This window comes from Nonomuraea sp. JJY05 (assembly GCF_043496855.1).
GTDB lineage: Bacteria > Actinomycetota > Actinomycetes > Streptosporangiales > Streptosporangiaceae > Nonomuraea.
Genome location: NZ_JBIEIS010000078.1, coordinates 17,323 through 35,144 on the forward strand (window position 1 = coordinate 17,323; position 17,822 = coordinate 35,144).

15 protein-coding genes, 1 tRNA gene and 1 pseudogene are annotated in these 17,822 nt (G+C 70.1%); 8 read left to right on the forward strand and 9 right to left on the reverse strand.

What is annotated here, in order from left to right:
• The first annotated feature begins 27 nt into the window (after positions 1 to 27).
• Together ACFKCF_RS58765 and ACFKCF_RS58770 are read left to right on the forward strand one after the other, a co-directional pair.
• On the forward strand, positions 28 to 1,083 hold the full coding sequence (locus ACFKCF_RS58765) for a TerC family protein (RefSeq protein WP_394505891.1): 1,056 nt from the start codon (positions 28 to 30) through the stop codon (positions 1,081 to 1,083).
• 314 nt (positions 1,084 to 1,397) lie between these two features.
• Positions 1,398 to 1,649, forward strand: a pseudogene (locus ACFKCF_RS58770) (alpha/beta fold hydrolase); the annotation flags it as partial.
• Here ACFKCF_RS58770 and ACFKCF_RS58775 read toward each other — a convergent pair.
• Positions 1,646 to 2,407, reverse strand: a complete 762-nt coding sequence (locus ACFKCF_RS58775; protein WP_394505893.1) for an integrase core domain-containing protein — start codon at positions 2,405 to 2,407, stop codon at positions 1,646 to 1,648. The pseudogene ACFKCF_RS58770 and the gene ACFKCF_RS58775 sit on opposite strands and share 4 nt — an antisense overlap.
• Positions 2,408 to 2,851: 444 nt before the next feature.
• Positions 2,852 to 2,925: transfer RNA gene (locus ACFKCF_RS58780), tRNA-Lys, on the reverse strand.
• A gap of 117 nt (positions 2,926 to 3,042) precedes the next feature.
• Between ACFKCF_RS58780 and ACFKCF_RS58785 the strand changes: the two genes are divergently transcribed.
• Both ACFKCF_RS58785 and ACFKCF_RS58790 read left to right on the forward strand, forming a co-directional pair.
• Positions 3,043 to 3,891, forward strand: coding sequence for an AAA family ATPase (locus ACFKCF_RS58785; RefSeq protein ID WP_394505894.1), 849 nt, complete (start codon positions 3,043 to 3,045; stop codon positions 3,889 to 3,891).
• Positions 3,875 to 5,239 carry a VWA domain-containing protein gene (locus ACFKCF_RS58790; protein WP_394505896.1) on the forward strand — a complete coding sequence of 455 codons (1,365 nt, stop codon included), beginning with the start codon at positions 3,875 to 3,877 and terminating at the stop codon, positions 5,237 to 5,239. The genes ACFKCF_RS58785 and ACFKCF_RS58790 overlap by 17 nt, the downstream gene beginning before the upstream one ends.
• A gap of 24 nt (positions 5,240 to 5,263) precedes the next feature.
• On the opposite strand, the gene ACFKCF_RS58795 is transcribed toward ACFKCF_RS58790, so the two are convergent.
• Entirely contained in the window at positions 5,264 to 5,902 is a 639-nt protein-coding gene (locus tag ACFKCF_RS58795; protein WP_394505898.1) for a nuclease-related domain-containing protein, read from the reverse strand.
• A 310-nt stretch (positions 5,903 to 6,212) separates the two neighbouring features.
• Between ACFKCF_RS58795 and ACFKCF_RS58800 the strand changes: the two genes are divergently transcribed.
• A complete protein-coding gene (locus tag ACFKCF_RS58800) occupies positions 6,213 to 6,803 on the forward strand; it encodes a TetR/AcrR family transcriptional regulator (protein ID WP_394505900.1) in 591 nt (196 codons plus the stop codon).
• Here ACFKCF_RS58800 and ACFKCF_RS58805 read toward each other — a convergent pair.
• Genes ACFKCF_RS58805 through ACFKCF_RS58815 form a run of 3 tightly spaced genes read right to left on the reverse strand, consistent with a single transcriptional unit; the run spans position 6,774 to position 10,173 of the window.
• Positions 6,774 to 7,814 (reverse strand): acyl-CoA dehydrogenase family protein, encoded by a 1,041-nt coding sequence (locus ACFKCF_RS58805; RefSeq protein ID WP_394505902.1) that lies wholly within the window; start codon positions 7,812 to 7,814, stop codon positions 6,774 to 6,776. The genes ACFKCF_RS58800 and ACFKCF_RS58805 overlap by 30 nt on opposite strands.
• Positions 7,811 to 8,974 (reverse strand): acyl-CoA dehydrogenase family protein, encoded by a 1,164-nt coding sequence (locus ACFKCF_RS58810; RefSeq protein ID WP_394505904.1) that lies wholly within the window; start codon positions 8,972 to 8,974, stop codon positions 7,811 to 7,813. Before ACFKCF_RS58810 ends, ACFKCF_RS58805 begins: the two co-directional genes overlap by 4 nt.
• Positions 8,971 to 10,173: an acyl-CoA dehydrogenase family protein gene (locus ACFKCF_RS58815; protein WP_394505906.1), complete on the reverse strand. Its 1,203-nt coding sequence runs from the start codon at positions 10,171 to 10,173 to the stop codon at positions 8,971 to 8,973. Before ACFKCF_RS58815 ends, ACFKCF_RS58810 begins: the two co-directional genes overlap by 4 nt.
• A gap of 109 nt (positions 10,174 to 10,282) precedes the next feature.
• Between ACFKCF_RS58815 and ACFKCF_RS58820 the strand changes: the two genes are divergently transcribed.
• Complete coding sequence (locus tag ACFKCF_RS58820; protein WP_394505908.1) at positions 10,283 to 10,858, forward strand: GNAT family N-acetyltransferase; 576 nt, start codon at positions 10,283 to 10,285, stop codon at positions 10,856 to 10,858.
• A 7-nt stretch (positions 10,859 to 10,865) separates the two neighbouring features.
• Positions 10,866 to 13,655: a hypothetical protein gene (locus ACFKCF_RS58825; RefSeq protein WP_394505910.1), complete on the forward strand. Its 2,790-nt coding sequence runs from the start codon at positions 10,866 to 10,868 to the stop codon at positions 13,653 to 13,655.
• Positions 13,656 to 14,207: 552 nt separating this feature from the next.
• Here the strand turns inward: ACFKCF_RS58825 and ACFKCF_RS58830 are convergent.
• Positions 14,208 to 14,762 carry a TetR/AcrR family transcriptional regulator gene (locus ACFKCF_RS58830; RefSeq protein ID WP_394505912.1) on the reverse strand — a complete coding sequence of 185 codons (555 nt, stop codon included), beginning with the start codon at positions 14,760 to 14,762 and terminating at the stop codon, positions 14,208 to 14,210.
• Positions 14,763 to 14,848: 86 nt separating this feature from the next.
• Between ACFKCF_RS58830 and ACFKCF_RS58835 the strand changes: the two genes are divergently transcribed.
• Positions 14,849 to 16,012, forward strand: a complete 1,164-nt coding sequence (locus ACFKCF_RS58835) for an FAD-dependent monooxygenase (RefSeq protein ID WP_394505913.1) — start codon at positions 14,849 to 14,851, stop codon at positions 16,010 to 16,012.
• Positions 16,013 to 16,501: 489 nt separating this feature from the next.
• Here ACFKCF_RS58835 and ACFKCF_RS58840 read toward each other — a convergent pair whose 3' ends face one another.
• Together ACFKCF_RS58840 and ACFKCF_RS58845 are read right to left on the reverse strand one after the other, a co-directional pair.
• Positions 16,502 to 17,386 (reverse strand): hypothetical protein, encoded by an 885-nt coding sequence (locus ACFKCF_RS58840; protein ID WP_394505915.1) that lies wholly within the window; start codon positions 17,384 to 17,386, stop codon positions 16,502 to 16,504.
• 217 nt (positions 17,387 to 17,603) lie between these two features.
• A partial coding sequence (locus ACFKCF_RS58845) for a hypothetical protein (protein WP_394505917.1) occupies positions 17,604 to 17,822 on the reverse strand: 219 nt, incomplete at its 5' end.

Consider the following 17,822-nt stretch of genomic DNA (forward strand, 5'->3'; position numbering starts at 1 on the left):
AACGCCAAGTCGGAGGAGCGAACGCTCATGCCCCCACCTATGTCCGTGCCCGTCTGGCTGTGGGCGGTCACCATCGCCACCTTGCTCGGGCTCGTCCTCCTCGACCTGATCGTCAACAGGAGACCCCACAAGGTCACGATCGCCGAGTCGGCCCGGTGGATCGCCTTCTACATCGGCTGTTCCGTCGCTTTCGGCGCAGGCGTGTGGATCTTCGGCGGCGATGACCACGCGGCCTCCTACATCACCGGCTACATCACCGAGTACACGCTGAGCGTCGACAACCTGTTCATCTTCATGCTCATCATGGCGAACTTCGCCGTGCCCGCGATCCACCAGCACCGCGTGCTGCTCATCGGGATCATGATGGCGCTGGTCATGCGTGGGGTCTTCATCGGCGTGGGCGCGCAGGCCGTACAGCGCTTCAGCTGGGTGTTCTGGCTCTTCGGCGGCATCCTCATCTACACCGCGTGGAAATTCGCCTTCAACAACAACGACGACGAGGAGTACGACCCCAACGGCGGCGTCGTGCGGCTGGTACGCAGGCTGTTTCCGGTCACCGACACCTACCACGGCTCACGGCTGACCATCCAACAGGACGGCCGCCGCCTGCTGACCCCGATGTTCATCGTCATCATCGCCATCGGCGGGGCCGATCTGGTCTTCGCCGTCGACTCCATCCCCGCGATCTTCGGCATCACCCAGGACGCCTACCTGGTCTTCGCGGCCAACGCGTTCGCGCTGATGGGGCTGAGACAGCTGTACTTCCTGCTCGGCGGACTCGTGGAGAAACTCGTCTACCTCACCTACGGCCTGGCGGTCATCCTGGGCTTCATCGGCGTGAAACTCGTCCTGCACGCCCTGCATGAGAACGAGCTGCCGTTCATCAACGGTGGCGAGCACGTCACCTGGGCCCCAGAGATCAACAACTGGGCCTCGCTGGCCGTCATCGTCACCGTGCTCACCGTCACGACGGCGGCCAGCATGCTCAAGTCCAGGCGCGACACACGCCAGGCCGCCGAGCAGTGCGTATCCGAACCGTCCGTGTCCGAGCCCGCCGAGCCCACCGGCCAGGCGCGCCACTGACCAGCGGGTAGGCTCGCCGACGGGCGGTGCGCCTACGACCTGCTGCTCATGTTCGCCCGCCAGGCAGCACTGGACGATGCCCCGGTAGACCTGGATGCGGTGTGGGAAGGGTGGGCGCCGTGCCAGGCGGGCCAGGCGTGGGCCGTGGCCCGGTCGAGTGCCGATGACGCCGGCCCAGACCGGGTCGATGGTCAAGTCGATGGTTAACATGGTGCGGCATGGAACTGAGCGAGCGGTTCGAATGGCGAGGCCGGGAGATTGCCTGCGGGCGAGCCAGTGTCGGCCCGGCGGTGGTGTTCTGACACGGCACGCCTTTCTCGTCGGTGTTGTGGCGGCCGTTCGCCGATGCTTTGAGCCGTGACTTCACCGTCCACCTGTGGGACATGCCCGGCTACGGCCGTTCCTCCAAACGGGCCGGGCACCCGGTCGATTTCGGCGTGCAGGCCGAGGTCTTCACGGCGCTGCTCGCGCACTGGGGCCTGCACCGTCCGCACGTGATCGCCCATGACTTCGGCGGGGCCGTGTCGCTGCGTACGCACCTGATCATGGGCGTCGGTTACGCCTAGCTCATGCTCGTCGACGTTGTCGCCATCCCGCCGAGCACCTTCCGGCGTTCGATCCGCCCCTCCAGTGGCACGACAGCCCACTCATCGTGATCGGATGGTCGCTGCGCGCGGGACTGGTGCGGCCGATGGCCGTTGTAATGATCGGCGTACTCGGTCAGCACCGACCGTAGGTACCGTTCGCTGTGGATCAGCATGCGGCCGGTGCACTCGGCCCGTACGGTGCGCACCCACCGCTCGGCGTAACAGTTGGCCCGCGGCGTGCGCGGCGTCCTCCACGAGGTGTCGGCGTCTCGGGGCGCCGGGCCGAGACGCCGGCTCCGGAGGATCCGCCGCACGGTCACCTCGCTGACCCGGTAACCGAGCCGGACGAGTTCACCGTGCACCCGGCGATATCCCCAGGCCGGGTTGTCCCGCGCGAGGCATACCACCAGGTCCCGGATCTCCTTGCTCGTCCACGGGCGGCCGGACCGGCTCGGATACGTCCATCGGCGTCGGACCAGGCGGCGGTGCCAGGCCAGCAGGGTGCCCGGCGTTACCAGCCGATGAGCACGCAGCCCAGGAGACATGAGCCGTGCCAGAGCGGCCAGGACCGCCCGATCGGCCCAATCCGGCTTCGGCCTGGTGACCTGACGCCGCAGCACCGCCACCTCATGCCGCAGCACCATGATCTCGACATCCTTGGCCGCCTCGCCTCGGCCCAGCAGCACCAGCCAGCCGAACACCCGGATCACGATCAGGTACAGGAGACGGAGGGACACAGGGACCGATCTTTCCTGAGCCGCCGTCTCAGGTCGACCTGCAGGTCAAGCGCCCTGCGATGAATTTTGAAGCGGTACACGGCCTGGGCGGCGGCGCGTAGTGGGCGTCGATCGCGTGCATACCGTTCCCGGGCACACCGTGGTCAACGCGCTCCGGGTGGCGTGCAGCTCAGCCCATCTGACCTGGTTGAGGCAGACTGCCCGGCCAGCTTGAAGACGTTCCCCATGGAACCGTGCAGGCCGGGGCGCCGGCCTTCCGGGCGACACAGCGCGGCGGCCGGGTTGATCGGCGAAAGGAGGGAGCGCGCGGACACACCCGGCCACGTGCCGAAACCGTGCCGAAGAGCATTCGGCGAGCAACCACGGGAGCGTCTCACCGTGGCGGGAGCCCCTCGAAAATCGAGAAACCCCAGCTCAGGGCCCTGAACTGGGGTTTCCGCGCGGTGCGCCGCCAGGGACTCGAACCCCGGACCCGCTGATTAAGAGTCAGCTGCTCTGACCAACTGAGCTAGCGGCGCTTGCAGAGAGGAATATACCGGTGATCCGCATCCTGGTCGAATCGGTAACAGGCGGGCCTGTCGGACCGTCCGGGCTAGAATAAAGTTCGGCCCCGGCTCCGGCAGACAGGATCATCGATGTTCGACTCTCCCGCCGAGGTGGCGGAGCGGCTCGCCGCCGTCGACTACCTCTCCGACGACGCCATCTCCACCTCGGTGTTCCTGGCCGCGGCGCTGGGCAAGCCGCTGCTGGTCGAAGGTCCCGCCGGCGTGGGGAAGACGCAGCTGGCCAAGGCCGTGGCCCTGGCGACCGGGGCCGAGCTGATCAGGCTGCAGTGCTACGAGGGGCTCGACGAGGCCAGGGCGCTGTACGAGTGGAACTACAAGAAGCAGCTGCTCAGGATCCAGGCCACCAGCGCGGACGACGACATCTTCTCCGAGGAGTTCCTGCTGGAGCGGCCGCTGCTGAAGGCGATCAGGACCGCCGGGCCCGCCGTGCTGCTCATCGACGAGACCGACAAGGCCGACGTCGAGGTCGAAGGGCTGCTGCTGGAGCTGCTGTCCGACTTCCAGATCACGATCCCGGAGCTGGGCACGATCGCCGCCACGCGCCGGCCGTACGTGGTGCTGACCTCCAACGCCACCCGCGAGCTGTCCGAGGCGCTCAAGCGGCGCTGCCTCTACCTGCACCTCGAATACCCCACGCCCGAGCGGGAGCGCGACATCGTGCTCAGCCAGGTGCCGGGCATCCGGGCCGACCTGGCAGAGCGGCTGGCCAGGACGGTGGCCACGCTGCGGGCACTGGAGCTGAAGAAGGCGCCGTCGGTGGCCGAGACCGTCGACTGGGCCAACACGCTGCTGGCGCTCGGGCGCGATGACCTGGACGAGGCCACCGTGGCCGGGACGCTGGGCGTGGTGCTCAAGCACGCCTCCGACCAGGCGCGGGCGGTCAAGGAACTGGGGCTGCCGGATGTCGCTGATCGATAGGCATGTCGGGTTCGTTCGGGCGCTGCGCGAGGCCGGGATCCCGGTGTCGGTGGCCGAGGGGCTGGACGCCGCGCATGCGCTGCGGGTGATCGAGCTGAGCGAGCGGGAGTCGCTGCGTGCTGCCTACGCGGCCACGCTGGTCAAGAAGCCCGCCTACCGGCCGGGGTTCGACGTGCTGTTCGACCTGTGGTTCCCGGCCTCGACGTCCGGCCGGTACGCCGAGCGCGCCGAGCGGCCGATCGACCTGGAGACGGCCCCCGTCGACGAGCTCCGCGACCACCTCGCCCGGCTGCTGACCGGCGGCTCCGACCGGGAGCTGCGCGAGTTCGCCCAGGCGATGGTGGGACGCTTCGGCCACCAGCCGGCCGCGACCCCCGGGCGGCAGAACTGGTTCTCCTACAGCGTCATGCGCGCCCTGTCCCCCGAGACGCTGATGGCCCGCATCCTCCAGAACGTCCTGCAGGGCCAGGAGCGCGGCGGCCTGGCCGAGAAGAACGTCCGCAGGACGGTCTACGACAACACCCGGCGCTTCGAGGAGGCCGTGGCCACCGACGTGCGCCGCCGCATCGCCGAGGACTCGGGGATCGAGCGCATCGCCCGCTCCGCCGTCCGGCCCCCGCTCGACCAGATCGACTTCCTCCGCATCACCAAGGCCGACCTGGCCAGGCTGCGCCGCGAGGTCCATCCGCTGGCCAGACGGCTGGCCACGCGCCTGACGATCAAGCAGCGCAAGGGCAGGCGCGGCCGCCTCGACTTCCGCAGGACCGTGCGGGCCTCGCTGCAGAGCGGTGGCGTGCCGCTGACCACGCACTTCAGGCCGCCGCGGCCGCACAAGCCCGAGCTGGTCATCCTCTGCGACACCAGCGACTCGGTCTCGTCGTTCGCGCACTTCACGCTGCTGCTCACGTACGCGCTGAGGGAGCAGTTCACCAAGGTGCGGGCGTTCGGGTTCGTGGACACGGTGGACGAGATCACCAGGTTCTTCGTCCCCGGCGCCGACGTGGTCGAGGCCGTGACGAAGCTGACGAACGAGGCCGACATGGTGCGCTTCGGCCGTACCAACTACGGGCACTCGCTGGAGCGCTTCGCCGAGCGCTACGGCGACGCCATCGGCCCCAGGACCTCGCTGCTGATCCTGGGCGACGCCCGCTCCAACTACCAGCCGCCCGCCCTGGACGTGCTCAGGTCGCTCGTGGGCCGCTCGCGGCACGCGTACTGGCTCAACCCCGAGCCCGTGGCGCAGTGGGACACGGGAGACTCGGTCGCGAGCGAGTACGGTGCGTTCGTCCCCATGCACGAGTGCCGCAACGTCGCCCAGCTCACGGCCTTCATCGAGACGCTGGCCTGAAGCCTGAGGCGCTGGATTGAAGCCTCAGGCGCGGTGCAGCTCCCTGGCCGCGGTGCGGGCCAGCAGCTCGATCTGCTCGGCGTTGAGCGCGACATGGTCGGACGACTTGATCACCTTGGCCGCCAGCCGCGGCTTGAGCAGCGTCAGGCCCTCGGCGACCACGATCCCGCCCTTGGGCAGCAGCCCGCAGTGGACGGCGAGCATCGGCGTGATCGTCACCGGGATGCGCGTCTCGCGGCTGAGCAGCTCGGCGAACGCCTCGGACGCCTCCACCAGCGGCTTGGCCGTCTTGGAGCCGTACTTCTCGCCGAAGAACAGCCGGCCGGCGTAGCAGGCGATCTCGGTGTCGGGGCTCCAGGACTCGTTGTCGATGATCCACAAGCCGCCCGGGCCGATCACCAGGTGGTCGATCGACGCCTGGCCGCGGATGGCGCGGCCGTCGAGCACGGTGTAGCCCAGGCGGCCGAGGGACCTGCGCAGCAGCTTCCCGGTGATCGCCTCTCCCTTCCGCGCGCCGCGCCAGACGGCCGTCGCGTGGAAGGAACGCCAGTCGAGGAACCAGTCTCCACCCGCCACGATCCCGGCCAGGAGCAGGCCGAACAGCGGAGCGGCCGCGGAAAGGTCGAATCTGAGGGCCAGCGCGACCCCGATCACGAGCCCCACAGCGGCCTTGACATACCTGGACTTACGCCGGTTGGCGGCGTCTTCCCGCCAGAACTTCTCATACCACCACTGCGGAGAAGACCCTGTGTACTTCTCATCCGGCTGCACGTAGATAGAGCCACCTGGCACGACAGACCCCCCCAATCTAGATGTGTTGCAGGATCTGCCACGCCGAAGATCCCTCGCCAGTCAAGGGATACCCGCCCCTCAACCAAGGCGAGCCTAAGGTGACGTAATTAGTACCCGCAAGACCAGCAAATGACCTCAACCGACCAGTCGGTATGCTAAAGCAGGTGACAAAGGGGGACATGTGAAAGAGGAACCAGTCAGACAGCGATTGCTCGCCGAGGCGACCCGTCTGTTCGCCGATCGCGGCTTCGAGAGCACCTCGGTCCAGGAGATCGTCGTGGCGGCAGGCGTCACCAAGGGCGCCATGTACCACTACTTCGACTCCAAGGACGACCTGCTGCACGAGATCTATGCCCGGGTGCTGCGCATGCAGATGGAGCGGCTGACGCAGATCGCCGACGGTCCCGGCGAGGTGCGACGGCGCCTGTACCGGGCCGCGGCCGACGTCGTGGAGACCACGGCCGCGAACCTCGACGACTCCAAGATCTTCTTCAGGTCGATGCATCTGCTCGCACCCGAGACGCAGAAGAGCGTGCGCGCCGAGCGCCGCCGCTACCACGAGCGCTTCCGCGACCTCGTGGCCGAGGGCCAGCGCGAGGGCGTCTTCAGCGACCGGGTCCCGGCGGAGCTGGTCGTCGACTACTTCTTCGGCTCGGTGCACCACCTGGGCTCGTGGTTCCACGTGGACGGGCCGCTGACCGGCGCCCAGGTGGGCAGGCACTTCGCCGACCTGCTGCTCACCTCACTCGGGGCCGGGCACGTCGACGAGTGAGGCCAGTGCCGCGCGATGGTCGCCTGGCGTGCCCAGCGCGATCTCCGCGGCTTTGGCGCGCTTGAGGTAGAGATGCACGGGGTGCTCCCACGTCATCCCGATCCCTCCGTGAAGCTGCAGGGCCTCTTCGGCGGCGTGTACGGCCACGCCCGCGTTCCACGACTGGGCCACGGCCACGGAGACCGCCGAGCCGTCGGTCGCGGCGCTCCGGGCGGCGGCCCTGGCTCGTACGACGTCCAGCCACAGGTCGGCCAGCCGGTGCTTGATCGCCTGGAAGGAGCCGATCGGCCGGGCGAACTGGTGGCGTTCCCTGACGTAGGCGAGCGTCGTGTCGAGGCACCATTCGGCCAGCCCGAGCTGCTCGGACGCCAGCAGCCCCGCCCCGAACCCGAGCACCTCCGCCAGGTCGCACTCCCCCACGTCCCTGGCTTCGGCCCCGTCGAAGGTGACGGTCGCGACGGGCCGGGTCTGGTCGAGCGACGGCACGACCCGGACGACCGCGCCCCCCTCCACGGCGTGGAGCCTGCCGCCGACGGGCACCAGCAGCACGTCGGCCACGTCGGCCCCGGCCACCCCGGTGACGGTCCCGCTCAGCCGCCCGTCCTCCAGCCGCACGGCCGCGCCCGCTCGGTACGGGGAGGCCGCGAACGGCACCACGAGGGCGGCCGTCTTCCTGCCCTCGGCCAGCTCCTCCAGCAGGCTGTCACCGGTCGGCAGCAGCGCGCGGGTCGCCAGCACCGAGCTGGTGAAGAACGGCACCGGCGCCACTCCCCTGCCCAGCTCCTCCAGCACGACGGCCGCCTCGCTGGCCGACGCCCCGGCGCCGCCGTACTGCTCGGGGATGAGCAGCCCGGCCACCCCGATCTCGCCCGCCAGCGTCTTCCACAGGTCGAGGTCGTACGGCTCGGACTCGATCCGCTTGAGCACGGCGGCGGGCGGGCAGCGGTCGGCGAGCAGCCCGCGCACCGCGGCCCGCAGCTCCTCCTCGACCTCCGAGTACAGCAGTGTCATCGCGGCAGGTCCTTCCAGGGCACGTCCTTGTCGACGCGGGGCTCTGAGGGCAGGCCGAGCACCCGCTCGGAGATGATGTTGCGCAGGATCTCGGACGTGCCGCCCTCGATCGAGTTGCCCTTGGCCCGCAGGTAGCGGTAGCCGGGGCCGCGGCCGTAGAAGTCGACGTCCTCGGAGCGGCGGAACGTCCAGTCGTCGTAGCCCAGGTCGCGCTCGAACTCCACCTCGAAGCCGGACAGCGCCTGGTTGAGCCTGGCGAACGACAGCTTCATGCCCGACCCCTCGGGTCCCGGCTGGCCGGCGGCGAGCTGCTCGCGCAGGCGTACCCCGGACAGGCGGGTGACCTCCGACTCCACCCAGAGCGACAGCAGCCGCTGGTGCAGGTCGTGGGTGCGCAGCTCGGGGTGGGCGCGCCAGGAGTCGACCACGACGCCGACCATGCCGCCGCCGCGCCGCACGGGGGCGCCGCCGATGGCGACGCGCTCGTTCATCAGCGTGGTCTGCGCGACCCGCCAGCCGTCGCCGACCTCGCCGAGCCGCAGGTCGTCGGGGAGCCGCACGCCGGTCAGGAACACCTCGTTGAACTCGGCCTCACCGGTGACCTGCCGCAGTGGCCGCACCTCGACGCCCGGCGCGTGCATGTCGCAGATGAAGTACGTCATGCCGCGGTGTTTCGGCACGTCCGGGTCGGTACGGGTGACGAGGATGGCCCACCTGGCGTGATGGGCACCGGACGTCCACACCTTCTGGCCGTCGACGACCCATTCGTCCCCGTCCTTGACGGCGCGGGTCGCGAGCGTGGCCAGGTCGGATCCGGCGCCGGGCTCGCTGAAGAGCTGGCACCAGATCTCCTCACCGGTCCACAGCGGTTTGAGGAAGCGGCGTTTCTGCTCCTCCGTACCGAACGCCAGGATCGTCGGGGCCGCCATCCCGAGCCCGATGCCCTGGACCCCGGTGTTGAGCTGCGGCGTGCCGGCCAGCTCCCGCTCCACGACCAGCTGCAGCTCCCGCGACACGCCCAGCCCGCCGAGCCCTTCGGGGAACCACACCCAGGCCAGCCCCGCGTCGAACCTCGCCCGCAGGAACTCCAGCCGATCCCCGTCCGGGTCGTGCTCCGCGAGGAACGCTGCGACCCGCTCCTTGATCTCCGCCTCGTTCACATGTACCTCTTCAGCTCGCGATAGGCCAGGGAGCGCTTGTGCACCTCGTCGGGGCCGTCCGCCAGGCGCAGCGAGCGGGCGCCCGCCCAGAGCCCCGCCAGCGGGAAGTCCTGCGAGACGCCGCCCGCGCCGTGCACCTGGACGGCCTTGTCCAGGATCCACTCCACGGCGATGGGGGTGGAGATCTTGATGGCCTGGATCTCGGTGTGGGCGCCCTGGTTGCCGACCGTGTCCATGAGCCAGGCGGTCTTGAGCACGAGCAGGCGCAGCTGCTCGATCCTGATCCGCGACTCGGCGATCCAGTCCTGGACCACGCCCTGCTGGGCGACGGGCTTGCCGAACGTCGTCCTGGCCAGCGCCCGCCTGCACATCAGCTCCACGGCGCGCTCGGCCATGCCGATCAGGCGCATGCAGTGGTGGATGCGGCCGGGGCCGAGCCGGGCCTGGGCGATGGCGAAACCGCCGCCCTCCTCGCCGATCAGGTTCTCCACGGGTACGCGTACGTCCTCGAACACGACCTCGGCGTGGCCGCCGTGGTCGGCGTCGGTGTAGCCGAACACGTGCATGCCGCGCTTGATGTGCAGCCCGGGTGTGTCACGGGGCACCAGGATCATGCTCTGCTGGCGGTGTGTGGGCGCGTCCGGGTTCGTCTTGCCCATGACGATGAAGATCTTGCAGTTGGGATTCATCGCGCCGGAGATGAACCACTTGCGGCCGTTGATGACGTACTCGCCGCCGTCCCTGGCGATGGAGGTGGCGATGTTCGTGGCGTCCGAGGAGGCCACGTCGGGCTCCGTCATCGCGAACGCGGAGCGGATCTCCCCGTCGAGCAGCGGCTGCAGCCACTCCTTGCGCTGCCACTCGCTGCCGAACATGGACAGGACCTCCATGTTCCCGGTGTCGGGCGCGGCGCAGTTGGTGGCCGTGGGGGCGATGGTGGGACTCCTGCCCATGATCTCCGCGAGCGGCGCGTACTGGAGGTTCGTCAGGCCGGCGCCGTGCTCGCCCGGGAGGAACAGATTCCACAGGCCGCGCTTTCTGGCCTCGTCCTTCAGGTCCTCCATGAGGGGCGGGGGGCTCCAGCCGCTGGTCGCCGCCTGTTCCTCGAAGGGGGCCTCGGCGGGGTAGACGCATTCATCCATGAAACGCAGCAGTCGTTCGCGCAGGTCCTCGGTGACGCTGTCATAGGCGAAGTCCATGCCTGCGAGCGTACCGACCGGCCGGTATGAGTGTCGACAGGTGGTTCCCCACAAAACGGTGCAGGTGGCCATAATCAGGACTTCACGGGCGCCCCTAGAGTTTCCTGCCATGACCGCGAAGCTGCCTGCCCCTGTGGTGCTCGAGAACGGCGTCGTCCGGCTCGAGCCGCTCACCCTCGACCACCTTCCCGACCTGTTCGCCGCCTCCGGCGCGGACGAGGAGGTCTGGCGCTGGCTGCCCGCGCCCGCGCCGCGTTCCGAGGAGGAGCTGGGGAAGGTCGCCCTCGGGCTGATGTCCGACGACAACCACGTCCCCTTCGCGGTGGTGCTCAAGGAGAGCGGGCGGGCCGTGGGCTGGACCACGTACGGTGACGTGCCGGGCTTCGACGAGAGCATCGAGATCGGCTGGACGTGGTACGGCCGGTCGGTGTGGCGCACGGCCGTGAACACCGGTTGCAAGGTCCTGCTCATCGACCACGCCTTCGAGTTCGGCTACAACCGCGTCCTGCTCAAGACCGACCACCTCAACCTCCGGTCGCAGAACGCGATCAAGCGCATCGGCGGGGTGCACGAGGGAACGCTGCGGCGCCATCGCAAGCGGCCGGACGGCACCTGGCGCGACACGGTCTATTTCGGCATCCTCGAAGAGGAATGGCCGCAGCACCGGGCCCGCTTGAACCGTTAAGGGGCATATGACTGATCGGCTGGGAGGCTACTGGCTCGGCGCCCGGCTCGACGCCGGCGGGCACGTCATCGTCCGCGAGGCCTACGACGAGTCGGGTACGCGGCATGCGCTGGGCATGCCCTGCCTGCCGGACGCCGAGGCCCGCGCCCGGCTCGCCGCCGCCGCCTCGGCGGCCGGGCGCGTGCGGTCGCTGTCGGTCGCCCGGCTGACGGAGGCCTGCCTGGACTCCGAGCCTCCCTACCTGGTCAGCGAGTACATCCCCGGCCCCACCCTGCGGCAGGTCGTGGACCGGCACGGCCCGTACACGGGCGACGCCCTCTACCGCCTGGCCACCGCGGTGGCCACGGCGCTGGCGGCGGCCCATGAGGCGGGGGCGGTGCACGGGTCCCTCACCCCTGACAAGGTCATTCTGGGCACCGAGGGCCCGCGCCTGGTCGGGCTGGGCTGGCGCCTCTCCCCGGAACCGTCCGCAGCCCCTCAGCCCTCCGCCCCGGACACTCCCCGCAGACCTGACCTGGATCCCCGCAGAGGTGGCCCAACCCCCCACGGACCCGACGCGGACACCCGCAGACCCGACACTGACACCCGGAGATCCGCCCCGGACACCCTCACAGCCGACCTGGGCACCCTCAGCGTTGCCGCGGACGCCCGCACCGTTACCCCGGACGCCCACAGCGTTGCCCCAAACGCCCGCAGCGTTACCCCGGACGCCCGCAAACAGCCGGATGCGGACGCCAAGGGACTGCCGGATGCGGAACCTTGGGGACCGGCCACCGACGCGCACGCCTCGGGACCGGCCGCGGATGTGCACGCCTGGGGACGGCTGCTGATCTTCGCCGCCTACGCCTCGGACGAGCGATTAGGCCACGGCGAGCGGCTGGACCGCCCGTTACGCGGGCTGGTGGCCGCCGCCATGCAGCGAGACCCCGAACGCCGCCCGAGCGCCCGCCAGCTCCTCCTCTCCCTCCTCGACGCCCCGCAATCCCAGCAGGGCCGCCTGCTACCTCCCGAGCCGGTCTCCGACCCGCCGCTGGGTGCCCGCGCCGAGAGCGTGTACGCGCAACTCAGCCCAGCCGAGCAGAACCTGGTGCCGGACGTCTTCCTCCGCCTGGTGGACCTGGACTCCGACGGCTCCGACACCATCGTCACCGCCTCCAGAGCCGACCTGGTCTCCGGCCGCGCCACCGACGAGGTGACCTCGATCGACGGAGTCCTGGAGGCGTACGGCAAGGCAGGCCTCCTCACCCACCACCCACCCCCGAAGAAGCCGCCCTCAGCCCCCACCACCGATCCCCGCCTCAATGAGGGCCTCCAGAAGGACGACTCTCTCGCGATCACGTACGCGGCGCTCCTCCGAGCCTGGCCCCGGCTGCACGAGTGGCTGGACAGCGAGCGCGACGGACTGGCCGTACACAGGGAGCTGGCACGGGCGGCCCGCCGGTGGGAAGCGGGCGGGCGGCGGGAGGCGGCGCTGTTCCGGGGGGAACCGCTGGACCGGGCACTGGCGTGGGCGGCCAACGGCCGCAGGCGGGTGACGCTGAGCGCCGGCGAGCAGACGTTCCTCGACGCGGGGCTCGCCAGGGTACGCAGGAGGTCGCGCCGACGGTGGACGGTCATGGCGGGGCTGCTGTCGGTGGTGGTGCTGCTCGCCCTGTGGCAGCGGGGCGCCGCCGACGGGCGGCTGGACCAGGCGATGGCGAGGGTGGCCGCGTCCCGGGCGGAGGCGCTGCGACTGGCGGACCCGGTGACGGCCCGCAAGCTCAGCCTCGCCGCGTGGCGCCTCGCCCCGATCCCCGAGGCGCGCCGGGCGTTGACCGCGGCGGATCCGGCGGTGGACGTGTTCGCCGACCCGTACGCGGGCCCTCGCTCCCTCCACGCCATCAGCGACGACGGCTCCCGCCTCGCCGCCCTCAACGAGGGAACCCTGCGGGTGTACGACATCCCCTCCCGCCGCCGGCTCGCCCAGACGGCTGGCCCGGTCCAGACCGTACGCGCCATGGCCTGGTCCCCGGACGGCCACACGCTGGCCCTTGTCGGCGTCGACCGCTCGTACCTCTGGGATACCACCTCCGGCAACGGCGTCGGCACGCCCTTCGGCCGGGGCCTCGGCGCGCCCGGAGAACAGTCGGCGTGGTTCAGCCCGGGCGGCGGCCTGCTGTTCGCGGCGGCCCGGCAGTCGGGCGAACGCTGGGCGTGGGACCTGAGGACGCGACGAGCCACGTTCGTGGGCGAGTACGCGGTGGTGGGCCCCGGGGATCGGATGGCGCTGGTCTTCGCCGGCAAACGCTCAGAGCTCCGCCGCCCGCCCCAGCCGTCCCGCGCACCATGGCTGGACCGGATGCCGTGGGAGTACACGACGTTCGCCCCGGACGGCGAGCGAGTGGCGATAGCCGAGGAAAGCGGCATCCAGATCTACGACCTCGACGGAGTTCCCACCCGCTCCACCCGGCTACGCCCCTCGCCGGGCCACCTCCGGTTCAGCCCGGACGGCCAGTTGCTCATCAGCACGGACAGCGACCGCGTACGCGTCTGGCGCCTCTCTGACGGCACCGGCACGCCCATGACCGAAAGGGCAGTACCCACGGCCGGCGTCGACCGGGCCGCCCAGGCCACGATCACCGAGGACGGACGCCAACTACGGGTCCTGGCAGGACACGGAACCGTACTGACCATCGACCTGGCACACGGCCCCGCGCCCCGGGATCACGCCGCGTACATCTGCTCCCAGTACGGCCCCTTGTCCCCCCAGGAGTGGTCCCAACACCTCCCCGAACTACCGCATCGCAGCACCTGCTAACCACCCCGCCCACTCGCCTCACCACCCCACCCACCGAACCAAGCACCCCCACATCCCACCAACCGCCACCCCCCAAGTGACGCCCACACGTGGCCATCCGCACCCGACCGGGGGGATACCAACGGACGCGCCCACTACCAAACCACCCAGCCAAGCACCCCCATATCCCGCCGACCGTCACACTCTCAGCCACCCCCAAGTGACGCCGACGCGCCGCCATCCACACCCAACTGGCGAGGCAACCGCCGGACCGCCCACCGCCGAACCACCGAACCGCCGAACCACCCGAACCACCGAACCACCGAGCCACCGAGCCACCGAGCCACCGAGCCACCGAGCCACCGAGCCACCGAGCCACCGAGCCGAGTGTCCCCCTTGGCCCGCTGAGCGTCACTTTCCCCGCCACCCTCAAGGGGCCCGGCACACCGCCGTCCGCACCGACTGGCGGCGTGCCGGCCGGATGCACCCATCACCAAACCGAGCCAAGCATCCCCATGCCCCGCTGACCATCGCATTCCGAGCCACCCCGGTGGGCCTGGCACGCCGCGAGAGTTAGCGAAGCATGCCGTTGAGAAGTTCGCGCATGGCCTCAACGAGCTCGTTCAACGTAGGCGTGGCGCCCGCGCCCGCGATCGCGTCGAACATCAGCCCCTCTCCGAACGCCACGAGTTGCCCCGCATGCCGTACCGGATCCCGTGAACCCAGGGCCGTCAGCAGGGCGACGGCGGGGTCGCGGAAGCGGCGGCCGGCCTCGTCGTAGATCTTGCGCAGCTCCGGCCGCCGGGTCGCCTCCAGGGCCAGTTCGTAGCGCGCCAGCGTCCGCCGCCGGTCCGTGAGCTGGATGTACACAGCCTCCGCCATGACGCCGGGCAGGTCCGACAACTCGAACGAGTCGCTCTCGTACGCCGGGGCCAGAGCCTGCAGCTCCAGCTCCGTCAGCCGGGCCAATGTCAGCTCCAACAGGGCGGCACGGGTGCGGGCCAGGTTGGACGTGGAGCCGGACGGCAGGCCCGCGGCCTCGTCGACGGCCCGATGGGTGAGGCCGCGCATGCCCCGTTCGGCCAGCAGGGTGATCGCCGTGTCCGCGACGATCTCTGAGCGCTTCACGAACCCGATACTACAGCGGTAGTGCCTCCCAACTACAGGCGTAGTATAGTGAAACTACAGACGTAGTGACGAGGAAGGGACGCGAGATGCCCGGAGCCGTGGTGATAGGTGGCGGTATCGGTGGGCTGACCAGCGGGATCGCATTACGGCGCCGAGGATGGGACGTGACCGTCCTGGAGCGGGCCGCGAAGATCGACCCCGTCGGCTCAGGACTGGCCATCGCGGCCAACGCCCTCAAGGCGCTCGACACCCTCGACCTCGGCGATCCCGTCCGCAAGCTCTCCCGGCTGCAGGGGCAAGCGGGGATACGGAGGCAGGACGGCCGATGGCTCGTGCACACCACCACGGAAGCCGCGAACGCCCGTTACGGGGACTCGGCGGTGGTCATGTTGCGAGCGACGTTGATGGACGTGCTCGTGGACGCGCTGGGGGCCGACCGGTTGCGGCTGGGCACCACGGTCACCGCGGTGGACGCCCAGGACGGCGTGGTGCGTACGGATGACGGCGATCTTGAGGCTGACCTGATCGTGGCCGCCGACGGCATCCACTCGAAGACCCGGCAGGCGCTCTTCCCGGAGCACCCCGGTCCGGCGTACTCGGGGGTGACGGCCTGGCGCGGCCTCATCCCACGGGGAGATCTCACGATCTCGGGCTCGGAGAGCTGGGGCAGGGGGCTCGTGTTCGGACTCAGCCCGGTGGCCGGTGACATGGTGTACGTGTACGCGACCGACGTGCTGCCCGCGGGGACCGTACTCGGGGATGAGTTGGAGGAACTGCGGCGGAGGTTCGGGGACTGGCACGAGCCGATTCCCACGCTGCTGCGGGCGGCCGATCCCACGAAGATCATCCGAACCGACATCCACCACCTCCGCACGCCGCTGCCCGCGTACCACAGGGGGAAGGTGGCACTGGTGGGCGACGCCGCGCACGCGATGACCCCGAACCTCGGCCAGGGGGCCTGCCAGGCGATCGAGGACGCGGTCACCCTGGCCCACGTCGCCGGCACGGACCTCGCCGCCTACACCACCGCCCGCCTGGAGCGCACCACGAACGTGGTGCGTCGGTCGATGTCCATCTGCAGAATGACCCAGCTCCGCAACCCGGTGGCGGTGCGGCTGCGGGACTTCGGGATGTCACTGGGGGCTCGGCTGAGCCCGGCCCTGATGCTGCGCTCCATGGACGACCTCCTGGGCTGGCAACCGCCGAAGGCATCCGGGAACGAAGGCCACGCCTCGGCTCCTCACGCGTAACCGCCGGTTGAGGAGTTGGATCTCACTGCGGTGCAGGTCCAAGAGGTCGAAGAGCATGATCACTGGCGGAAACTCACCTCGAAGGTCGCCGATCCAGCCGCGACTGAGAATGCAGATCAGCTCACTTCAAGGATCACCCACCCAGCCGGCGACGGGGGTGGTGAGCGAGAGGGCAGTCAAGCCGCCTGCCCCGGAAGACGCCAATCCAGCCCCGGGACGGGGCGGCGGGGTGACGAGCGAGTCGGCGGCCCCAAAGAGAGCCAACCCAGCCCCACCACAAGGGGCGGGGTGACGGACGAGCGGGCTGACTCGGAGGGCGGCGATCCGGCATGCGGCAGGGTGACGGGGGGTGACGGGCGAGCCGGTTTGTGCCAAGGGCGCCGATTCAGGGCCGTGGGCGGGGAGGCGAATTGGTTCGTCTCGAAGGGGTTGCCGGGCCAGGCCCATGGCGGAAAGTGGCCCTCGAACAGTGGCGAATCGGGTTTGGTCTCAGTTGGCCTGGGAGGTTGCGGACACGGGTTCAGGGGTCGGTTCGGACGGCGTTGGGGTGGGGCGGGAGTGGTCGGGGGCGAGGCGGCCCAGGGTGATCGTGCCGCCGATGGTGAGCGCGCCGGCCAGGATGGCGGGGATCGCGGTGGAGGGGTTGGTCGGCAGGGGTTCGCCGAGGAGGATCACACCGGCGAGGACCGAGGTGATGGGGTCGATGACCTGTACGCCGGCGTACGCGATGCCGAAGTAGCCGACCGCGTACGAGCGCTGCAACAGCACCACAGCGCAGACCAGCAGCACGGGCACGGCGAGCGTGAACCAGTGCACCAGCCGGCCCCAGTCCCCCTGCATGCCGCCCCCGACGACCCGGACGAACGTGGACACGCTCGCCGTCACCACGCCCGCGCCCACGGACAGCAGTAACGCTCTGCTCGGCCCGTGCACGCGGCTCGCCATCAGCTGCGTCACCAGGACGATCAGGCCGATCACGGCCACGAACACGAGCGCGGCGCCGTCGCTCAGTTTCGGCGTCACGTTGTGGTGCGGCACCAGGAGCATGAGCCAGAGCAGGCCCACGGCCACCGCGATCGAACCGAAGATTTCCGCTCGGTACGGCTTGCGCCCGTACATGAACGCGGCCAGCGGCACGGCGAACACCAGCGTGGCGACGCTGATCGGCTGGACGGCCACCAGCGGAGCGAAGCTCAGCGCCACGGCGTGCAGGCAGGCGCCGGTGAGGCCGATGGCTCCGCCGATCAACCAGCGGGGGCGCCTGGCCAGCTTGAGCGAGGCGCCGGCGGCCACGGCCTCGTACTGTTGCAGGGCCGCGCCGAGTGCGTATCCAAGCGCTCCTGCCAGGGCGATGATCACGCCGACCCAGGTCATCGGCGCCCGCGCAGGGGTATGGATCCTTCCAAGAGCATTGCTCTAGCTTATGAGGGAAGCAAAGCTGGCGAATCATACTTTTGGTGGATCGTGCGGGCGGAGCTGATCCCGGCCAGGACACATGTGTGACCTGTTGTTGCACGTTTGTGGCCCCATGACTGGCCAGGCCCGGTGGTCGGCCTCCCGTTGGGCTTCATGGCCGGCGTGCCGCCCCAGGTCACGTCCACAGCAGGGCGCCACATGGGCGGCGGTGCCACAGGGTGGTCCGCTCCCACGGTGGCGGCGTCCTCGGCGCGGTCGCATGGCGGTGCCACGCGGGGCGGGTGCGGGCGACGAGCCCATAGTGGTGGCGCCCCGAAGGCGGTGGTGGCGCGGCGGCGGCGGCGCGGTGGCGGCGGCGCGGTGGCGGCGGCGCGGTGGCGGCGGCGCGGTGGCG

Excerpts from the sequence above, each read along its gene's own strand:
- ACFKCF_RS58765 (WP_394505891.1), top strand. The coding sequence starts at position 28 with ATGCCCCCACCTATGTCCGTGCCCGTCTGGCTGTGGGCGGTCACCATC.
- ACFKCF_RS58785 (WP_394505894.1), top strand. The coding sequence starts at position 3,043 with ATGTTCGACTCTCCCGCCGAGGTGGCGGAGCGGCTCGCCGCCGTCGAC.
- ACFKCF_RS58790 (WP_394505896.1), top strand. The coding sequence starts at position 3,875 with ATGTCGCTGATCGATAGGCATGTCGGGTTCGTTCGGGCGCTGCGCGAG.
- ACFKCF_RS58805 (WP_394505902.1), bottom strand. The coding sequence starts at position 7,814 with ATGACACTGCTGTACTCGGAGGTCGAGGAGGAGCTGCGGGCCGCGGTG.
- ACFKCF_RS58815 (WP_394505906.1), bottom strand. The coding sequence starts at position 10,173 with ATGGACTTCGCCTATGACAGCGTCACCGAGGACCTGCGCGAACGACTG.
- ACFKCF_RS58820 (WP_394505908.1), top strand. The coding sequence starts at position 10,283 with ATGACCGCGAAGCTGCCTGCCCCTGTGGTGCTCGAGAACGGCGTCGTC.
- ACFKCF_RS58825 (WP_394505910.1), top strand. The coding sequence starts at position 10,866 with ATGACTGATCGGCTGGGAGGCTACTGGCTCGGCGCCCGGCTCGACGCC.
- ACFKCF_RS58835 (WP_394505913.1), top strand. The coding sequence starts at position 14,849 with ATGCCCGGAGCCGTGGTGATAGGTGGCGGTATCGGTGGGCTGACCAGC.
- ACFKCF_RS58840 (WP_394505915.1), bottom strand. The coding sequence starts at position 17,386 with ATGACCTGGGTCGGCGTGATCATCGCCCTGGCAGGAGCGCTTGGATAC.